8 protein-coding genes are annotated in these 7033 nt (G+C 51.5%); 7 read left to right on the forward strand and 1 reads right to left on the reverse strand.

Annotated elements, in window-relative coordinates:
- The 6 genes from ACP5D0_RS09130 to ACP5D0_RS09155 form a co-directional block, all read left to right on the forward strand.
- A partial coding sequence (locus ACP5D0_RS09130; protein ID WP_472365444.1) for a hypothetical protein occupies window positions 1-109 on the forward strand: 109 nt, incomplete at its 5' end.
- Window positions 96-671 (forward strand): dTDP-4-dehydrorhamnose 3,5-epimerase, encoded by a 576-nt coding sequence (gene rfbC, locus ACP5D0_RS09135; RefSeq protein ID WP_472365437.1) that lies wholly within the window; start codon window positions 96-98, stop codon window positions 669-671. The genes ACP5D0_RS09130 and rfbC, both read left to right, overlap by 14 nt.
- Complete coding sequence (gene rfbD / locus ACP5D0_RS09140; protein ID WP_472365438.1) at window positions 664-1545, forward strand: dTDP-4-dehydrorhamnose reductase; 882 nt, start codon at window positions 664-666, stop codon at window positions 1543-1545. The genes rfbC and rfbD overlap by 8 nt, the downstream gene beginning before the upstream one ends.
- 35 nt (window positions 1546-1580) lie before the next feature.
- Entirely contained in the window at window positions 1581-2663 is a 1083-nt protein-coding gene (gene rfbB / locus ACP5D0_RS09145) for a dTDP-glucose 4,6-dehydratase (RefSeq protein ID WP_472365439.1), read from the forward strand.
- Entirely contained in the window at window positions 2660-3613 is a 954-nt protein-coding gene (locus tag ACP5D0_RS09150; RefSeq protein WP_472365440.1) for a glycosyltransferase family 2 protein, read from the forward strand. The genes rfbB and ACP5D0_RS09150 overlap by 4 nt, the downstream gene beginning before the upstream one ends.
- Before the next feature lie 155 nt (window positions 3614-3768).
- The gene (locus tag ACP5D0_RS09155) at window positions 3769-4347 is read left to right on the forward strand and encodes a type IV toxin-antitoxin system AbiEi family antitoxin domain-containing protein (protein ID WP_472365441.1); all 579 of its coding nucleotides are present in this window, start codon (window positions 3769-3771) and stop codon (window positions 4345-4347) included.
- Between the two features lie 142 nt (window positions 4348-4489).
- On the opposite strand, the gene ACP5D0_RS09160 is transcribed toward ACP5D0_RS09155, so the two are convergent.
- Window positions 4490-5131: a Crp/Fnr family transcriptional regulator gene (locus tag ACP5D0_RS09160; protein WP_472365442.1), complete on the reverse strand. Its 642-nt coding sequence runs from the start codon at window positions 5129-5131 to the stop codon at window positions 4490-4492.
- 126 nt (window positions 5132-5257) lie between these two features.
- Between ACP5D0_RS09160 and ACP5D0_RS09165 the strand changes: the two genes are divergently transcribed.
- Window positions 5258-7033: CHASE2 domain-containing protein (locus ACP5D0_RS09165; protein WP_472365443.1), on the forward strand; the 1776-nt coding region annotated here is incomplete at its 3' end.

The raw sequence follows: 7033 nt of genomic DNA on the forward strand, positions 1-7033 counted from the left end.
CATTACCAAAGCGCAATTGATTGAGCTGGCGCAGCCATTGTTAAAGAACCAGTACGGCGCCTATTTGATGCAGCGGGCGGAAGAGGTGCGAGTGCATGGAATTCGTTAAACAGTCGATTCCTGAGGTGATTCTCATCAAACCCAAAGTGTTTGGTGACGAACGGGGGTATTTTGTCGAAACCTTTCGTGAAGATTTATTAACACAGGCATTGGGATTTTCGGTGTCGTTTGTGCAGGATAACGAATCCAAGTCCGCTTACGGTGTGTTGCGCGGGTTGCACTTTCAAACCGCGCCTTACAGTCAAAGCAAACTGGTGCGGGTGGTGGAAGGGCGTGTTCTGGATGTGGCGGTCGATATCCGCGTCGGCAGCCCCACTTACGGTCAATGGGTTGCCGTGGAATTGAGTTCGGAAAACAAACACCAGCTGTTTGTGCCCAGAGGCTTTGCCCACGGCTTTGTGGTGTTGAGCGACAGCGCCGTGTTTGCGTATAAGGTGGATAACTACTATGCGCCGCAACACGATTTTGGTTTGGCGTTTGACGACCCGGCCTTAAACATTGACTGGCTACTGCCGTCTGATGCTCTGTGTTTATCGGAAAAAGACACGAAACACCCAGGCCTGGTGGATTTACCGAAAATGTTCGATTACTGCGTGAATTATTATGACTAAGCGCGTACTGGTGACAGGTGCACAAGGCCAGTTGGGGCAATCTATCCGAAAAGTGGCTGCAGACTTTCCCGCGTTTCAGGTTGACTTTGTCGGGCGTGCGGAACTGGATTTAACCGACGACCGCGCCATTCAGGCATTTTTTGCCACACGGTCGTATGATTATGTGATTAACGCTGCCGCCTACACGGCGGTCGATCAGGCGGAAACCGAGGTCGCTTTGGCCGCAGCGGTGAATCATCAAGCGGTTCAACAACTCGGTGAAATCGCAAAGGAACAAGGCTGGGTGTTGTTGCATGTCAGTACCGATTATGTGTTTGACGGCACCCAGTGTCGGCCTTATCTGGAAAGTGATGCAGTCAATCCGCTAGGCGTCTACGGACGCACCAAGCACCAAGGTGAGCAGGCGCTGCTTGAAACGTCGCCCTTTGGTGCCATCGTCCGAACCAGTTGGGTCTATTCAGAATTCGGTGGTAATTTTGTCAAAACCATGCTACGTCTGGCCGAGCAACGCGATGCCCTGAAAGTGGTCAGCGATCAAGTCGGTTCGCCCACTTATGCAGGGGATTTGGCGCAGGTGTTGTTGAGCATGATGGCACACTTTGATTCCGAATCGAGTCCACCAGATATGACGATTTATCATTACAGTAATGAAGGCGTGGCCAGTTGGTACGATCTAGCCGTCGCCACGTTTGAGTTACAAGGCTTACCGATTCAGGTCACGCCCATCGAAACCTTTGAATTCCCCACCCAAGCGGCACGTCCGGCTTACAGTGTGCTGAACAAACGCAAAATCAAAGCGGATTTCAAGCTGGCGATTCCCCATTGGCGTGCCTCATTGCAAGCGTGTTTAAACGCCTTGCAATCGAACCGTTAAAGCGACAGCAAAATAAAGCGTTTAAGGCAGAATTTATGAGTATCAAAACCATTTTAGTCACCGGCGGCGCGGGGTTTATCGGCTCGGCGGTGGTGCGTTATTTCATTCAACAAACCCCGCATCGGGTTGTCAATCTGGACAAACTGACCTATGCCGGTAACCTGACATCGTTGCTGAGTGTCAGCGATGATCCGCGCTATGCGTTTGAACGGGTGGACATTGGCGATGCACCGGCGGTCAAAGCGGTTTTTGAACGTCATCAGCCGGATATTGTCATGCACTTGGCGGCGGAGTCGCACGTGGATCGTTCCATTGACGGCCCCGCCGCCTTTATTCAGACCAATATCGTCGGCACCTACACCCTTTTGGAACAGGCGCGGACTTACTGGCAAGCGTTACCGGAAGCCAAACGCACCGCCTTTCGTTTTCACCATATCTCCACGGACGAAGTCTATGGTGACCTGCCGCACCCGGATGAGTCCACTGCGCCGCCGGAACAGGTGCTGGCGACCTTGTTCACCGAAAATACGCCCTATGCCCCCAGCTCGCCTTACTCGGCGTCCAAAGCCAGCAGTGACCATCTGGTGCGCGCTTGGCATCGCACTTACGGGCTGCCGGTGTTGGTGACCAATTGTTCCAATAACTACGGCCCTTATCACTTTCCTGAAAAGTTGATTCCATTAGTGATTCTCAATGCGCTGGCCGGTAAGGAATTGCCAGTCTATGGCGAAGGCAATCAAATTCGCGATTGGCTCTATGTTGACGATCATGCCCGCGCCTTGGTGTTGGTGGCACTCGAAGGCCGGGTGGGGGAAACCTACAATATTGGCGGGCATAATGAAAAACGCAATTTGGATGTGGTTCAAACCATTTGCGCTTTGCTTGACGACATTCAACCCAAAGCCATGTCTTATGCCGAGCAGATTCGCTTTGTTCAAGACCGCCCCGGTCATGATATGCGCTATGCCATTGACGCCTCCAAAATCCAAGCGGAGCTGGGCTGGATGCCTCAGGAAACCTTTGAATCCGGCCTGCGCAAAACCGTATTATGGTATCTGGAAAACGAAGCCTGGTGGCGCGCTGTTCAGGATCAGTCTTACCAGCGAGTGACTGAATGACAGATGGTATTCGCCTTTGCGTTGTCATTCCGTTTTATAACGCCGAACGTCATTTAACCGACGATTACAGGGCGTTTTTATCGTCGTTACAGCAGGCACCGCATATTCAAACCATTTTGTACGATTCATCGTCTACAGATGAAACTCGCGAGCGTCTCGCAGAATGGGGTTTGGAGGACGATTTAACCGTCATCCCCAAGCGTGAATTTGATCATGGCGGGACGCGCACTCGTGCGGCAAAACAGTGTCAGGCGGAGGTGGTGGTGTTTTTAACTCAGGATGCGCGACCTGTGTCCCTTGCCGATATTGAACGTCTCGTGGCCGTCTTTGAAAATCCCGCCATTGCCGCCGCTTTCGGCCGACAGTTACCGCACCCGGACGCGCGTTTTTTTGCCCGCCACCTGCGCCAGTTCAATTACCCTGAAACCAGTTATGTTCGAACTTGGTCGGACCGGTTGCAGTTCGGTTTGAAAGCCGCGTTTCTGTCCAATTCGTTCGCCGCCTATCGGTGTTCGGCCATGAATGACATCGACTGGTTTCCCGAAGGCATTTTGTTGGGCGAAGATTCTTATGCCGGTGCGAAACTTTTGCAAGCGGGTTACGCTCTAGCCTATGTCGCGGAAGCGCAGGCGCATCACTCACACAATTACTCGATCGTGCAAGAGTTTCAACGTTATTTTGATATTGGCGCGTTTCATCAAATGCAAGCCAGCGTTTTGGCACCGTTTGGCAAGGCGGAAGGGGAAGGGCGGCGGTATCTCATGTCTGAATGGGGTTTGCTGCGTCAGGAACGGCGTTATGATCTGCTGCCGGCTTTTGTCGCGCGCAATGCCATGAAATATCTCGGTTACCGCTTGGGCAAAGGGCATCGACGACTACCGATGTTTCTGATAAAAAAGTTCAGTATGCACCCACAATGGTGGTTAAACCGTCAAACCGGAAGTCGGTAGATTAAGGCGGTGTGAGGCCTTTCTCGATTGTTATAAGAGTTGCAATTTTGATGGCTTAATCGGATAATTTTCGATTATATATTCAAAATTGAGTTTTTATGCTTGAGTTTCGTTTAGCTTCTTTTGGTTCGGTCCCTTTTTCTCATGGCGCTTTATTGTCGCTCCTGTCTGATTACGCGCGTCCGAATGATAAAATTTCGCAGTGGTTGGCGTCTGGCGTGTTGATTTCATTAAAACGCGGTTTGTATGTGGTCGGTTCGCCTTGGCGCCAGGGGGCTTTGTGTTTGCCTTTAATGGCCAATCGGTTGTACGGGCCTTCGTGCGTTTCTCTAGAGTATGCGTTGGCGTGGCACGGTTTGATTCCTGAGCGAGTGGTTGAAGTGACGTCGGTATGCACGGGGCGCGGGCGGGCGCTGGAAAATTCGTTGGGTCGCTTTTCTTACGTGACGGTGCCAGAAAGCTTGTTTCCTGTGGGCTTAACGATTGAAGCCGAGGGGGAACAGCATTTTTGGATGGCCAGCCCAACGAAAGCGGTGTGTGACAAGGTGTTGCTCACTCGGCATTTAAAAGCCGTGGGTAAGGCATCCATGCGGGCGTTTTTGTTTGAAGATTTACGCTTGGATGAAGAGGGATTGCGCGATTTTGATGCGTCAGTACTCAATGCCTATGTGTCTTCAGGCCATAAGCCGCGTCAATTTAAGGCGTTGCGTCAGGTATTGGAGGCGTTGGCATGAGTGTGCTGGATATTTGGTCGCGTGATTATTTTATAGAGTTGGCGCAGCGTGTGACGTTTAGCGAATGAATATTAGGGATTGAGTTCAAGGTTAGAAAGTTCAGTATACCCCCACAATGGTGGCAAAACCGGAAGTGAGTGGATTAAGGCGCTGTTAACCCCTTCAGTTTTTCCGGCTGGCGCACAATCAAACGGCGATAATCTTTTTCCAGAACCCCTTCTTTAATCAGCTTGGAAATAATGCGCGAAACCGTTTCGCGGCTGGTGTTGGCCATTTTTGCCAGCGACTGTTGAGAGGGGAGGTTTTCAATCACCACCATGCCGTTGGCATAGGTTTCGGCACGTTCCGACAGCAGGGCTTCGATGCGGTCCCGGGCGTTTGACAAGTTCACAATGGCCAGTTGTGCATTGGTTTTTTCAATGATTTTCGCCATGCGATGCATCAGCTTCCACGCCACTGTCGGTTGATTCAAGATCAGATTCAACGCATCGCCGCGCGGCAGAAAGCCCACCACCGATTCTTGTACCGCAATCACCGTGGCCGAACGTTTCTGGCCGATAATCAACCCCAGCTCGCCGAAATGAATGCCGGATTTAATCGTCGCCAGCCATACCATTTCGCCTTCTTCGGTGGTGTCCACCACATTCAGCTCGCCTTCCAGCAAAAAAATCAGGCTATCACTTTCGTCACCCGCTAAAATAACCACATCGCCTTTTTTATAGCGAACCGTCTTCATCTTGCGGTGAACATCCGCCAAGCTGTCGTCACTTAACTCCGATAGCAATGGGATTTCGTTTAATGGATAAGATTTTTTTTCAGATTTCATTCACGACAACAAAAACAAATTTAAAACACCGTGGTCGATGCCACATCTCAAACGTTTAATGACCAACGGAAACGCAGTGGCTTCATGAGAAAACGCCTGTTAAAACAAGCCAAACACGTCCGAATCTGGATCGCGCTGATCACAATTACGGCGGTCATTATACTCGCTTATGCCCCAAAGGCATTACAAAAAACCGACTGGCTTCTGGGCGACGTTCTGACACAATGGTTGTCCAGCCCGCAAACCGTCAATGACATCGTTTTGATAGACATAGATGATAACTCCCTGCAGACACTGGGGGATTGGCCCTGGCCACGCGCGTTATTAGCCCAGTTGTTGCAAACGCTGTTTACCGACCACCACCCTAAGGGTGTGGCGCTGGATATGGTGCTGCCGGAGCCAAAGGAGGCCAAGGGGGATGCGGAACTCGCCGCCCTGTTGCAGCAATACCCCATCTGTCTGGCGGTGGCCTTTGATCTCGAACAGAATCCGCAAACACGTGAAATCGGCACACTCCCCAAGCGCCACGACGCTTTCGACAGCATACCAGAAAGCCAAGCGGAACCACTTTTACCCGCTACGGGCTACATTGCCAATCACCGACAGCTGACGGAAGCCGCACAGTGTATCGGTCACATCACCCCGCTGGTGGAGGCCGATGGCGTCATTCGACAAATTCCCCGTGCGATTGAGTGGAATGGCCAGGCCTGGCCAAATCTCGCTTTAGCCTTGCATCGCTTGACACAAGGGCAAAGTGCGGTCAAAAAGCAAGTTGCGAGTCATTCCACCCACAAATCGATTGAGCGAATTCCTTATAAGATTCCCTATCGTGACTGGCCGAGCATTCCGGCGCAAACCGTGTTAATGGGCGAAGTGCCACCGGGATTTTTAGATGGCAAAACACTCTTTATCGGCTCCAGTGCTCTGGGTCTGTCTGATCGTGTCACCACCCCCATTCATCCTTGGTTACCCGGGGTGGTGATTCATGCCGAAATGTTGAATCATCTTTTACACCCTGAGCCAATTTATATCACTCATTTTCAGGCGTTGGCACTGGCTTATGGGTTGATCGCTGTTTTGCTGGTTGCCTGGTGGCTGACGCGCTGGCATCCAATTTATGCGTTGCTAGGGGCGTTGGTTCTGGCCGTCGCATGGTTGGGTTTGGCGGCTTGGGGCTGGCAGCAACAATTGGATTTTTCACCCAGTTTACCTTGGGTAGCGATACTCTTGATCGTGACATTGCAAGTGCCCTACGAATGGATGGTGATTCAGCGACAGAACCAAAAAATCACCAAACTGTTTCAAGGCTATGTTTCCCCAGCCATTGTGCAGAAACTGCTGGCGTCGGATTTAAACCCATTAGAACCGCAAATCAGTGAAGTCACCGTCATGTTCGCCGACATTGAAGGTTTCACCAAAATGGGGCGGCACCTCACCACCGATGAACTCTCCACCATCAGTCGCCAAGTGCTCACCTTAATTACCGAAGAAATCTACCGCGCCGACGGCACCCTGGATAAATACATTGGCGATGCCGCCATGGCCTTCTGGAACGCCCCGATTCCTCAAAAGAACCATGCACAAAAAGCGCTGGACTGTGCGCTGGAAATTCAACGCAAGTTGCAGACCTACAACGAAAAGAATCCGCAAAGCCCGATTCAGGTGCGCATTGGCATCCACACAGGTGACGCCATGATCGGCGACCTCGGCACCCGTTTCCGCAACACTTACACCGCCATTGGTGACACCGTCAACATCGCTCACCGCCTGCACGATCTGACGAAGGAGTACGACACCATGGTGTTGATATCCAGTGCAACTGAAAGTCGGCTGACTCGAAGGCTAGATGAACCCAACTTT

The organism is Hydrogenovibrio sp. (assembly GCF_049975065.1).
Classification (GTDB): domain Bacteria; phylum Pseudomonadota; class Gammaproteobacteria; order Thiomicrospirales; family Thiomicrospiraceae; genus Hydrogenovibrio.

Coding starts and splice junctions, on each gene's coding strand:
- rfbC (WP_472365437.1), top strand. CDS start 96: ATGGAATTCGTTAAACAGTCGATTCCTGAGGTGATTCTCATCAAACCC.
- rfbD (WP_472365438.1), top strand. CDS start 664: ATGACTAAGCGCGTACTGGTGACAGGTGCACAAGGCCAGTTGGGGCAA.
- rfbB (WP_472365439.1), top strand. CDS start 1,581: ATGAGTATCAAAACCATTTTAGTCACCGGCGGCGCGGGGTTTATCGGC.
- ACP5D0_RS09150 (WP_472365440.1), top strand. CDS start 2,660: ATGACAGATGGTATTCGCCTTTGCGTTGTCATTCCGTTTTATAACGCC.